Source organism: Oleiphilus sp. HI0061 (genome assembly GCF_001635675.1).
The window spans coordinates 1-740 of record NZ_LWFE01000668.1; the positions used below are offsets into that span (position 1 = coordinate 1).

Sequence of the window (740 nt, forward strand, 5' to 3'; positions counted from 1 at the left end):
TTGAAACAAACGATTACGCAAGCTTACCCGATAATGTTAAGTCCTTCATATTGCTTAAACCTTAGCTGCCTATACTGATAGTTCTTTCAGGAATATAGAGGCTCAGACTATGAGAACATTGCGTTTGACCACGCTTGATAATCAGCGACAGCGTTTAGAGCGGGAAATAATAGAAACGAAGAAAAAGATTGTAGCAGCTAATGAGGGTGCGTTTCCTGACCTGGGTTTAGTTAAGCAATTGAGAGATTCTATTGAGCGAAATATGCAACTTATTTCAATGATTGATCAGCATCGACCCGCAAGAATCTCTAAGCTGAAAGCGAAGGTGATTTAGGGTAAGTGTAAAACTTACCCTGATTCACAAAAACAATTACTTTTGCTCACGAATAGCCGTTCCCTGAAAGATAAACAGCGGTGTGGGCGATGTGTAAATGACGTTGTCATCCTCGTCTAAGAGTGGCTCTCCATCTTCATCTGTCTGGGCAATATACTCATAGCCAGGGTCTTCATAACTGTTCGCGGGGACAGCGACGTTATTTTCCTGATCTTCTTCACTTTGCAGCTCAAAAAGGTCTTTCGAAACATTGTAACTTTCACAGCTCGTTGGATTGTAGATGAGTTGCTCGCGTGTCGGGTTGGGGTTGTCGTCGCCCTGAGGTATTTCTGTTTCTCTATCATCTTCTAAAGCTTTGTAGATGGCAGTACTGAACTTCGATACATAGACGCGAATTTCTGCATTA

The 740-nt window shown here is 42.2% G+C and carries 2 protein-coding genes; one reads left to right on the forward strand and one right to left on the reverse strand.

Annotation, left to right across the window (positions count from 1 at the left end):
* Window positions 1-109 precede the first annotated feature (109 nt).
* Window positions 110-334: a hypothetical protein gene (locus A3735_RS08450; RefSeq protein ID WP_068510894.1), complete on the forward strand. Its 225-nt coding sequence runs from the start codon at window positions 110-112 to the stop codon at window positions 332-334.
* A 36-nt stretch (window positions 335-370) separates the two neighbouring features.
* On the opposite strand, the gene A3735_RS30595 is transcribed toward A3735_RS08450, so the two are convergent.
* On the reverse strand, window positions 371-740 hold a 370-nt coding region (locus A3735_RS30595), incomplete at its 5' end, for a hypothetical protein (protein ID WP_197485770.1).

Coding starts and splice junctions, on each gene's coding strand:
- A3735_RS08450 (WP_068510894.1), top strand. CDS start 110: ATGAGAACATTGCGTTTGACCACGCTTGATAATCAGCGACAGCGTTTA.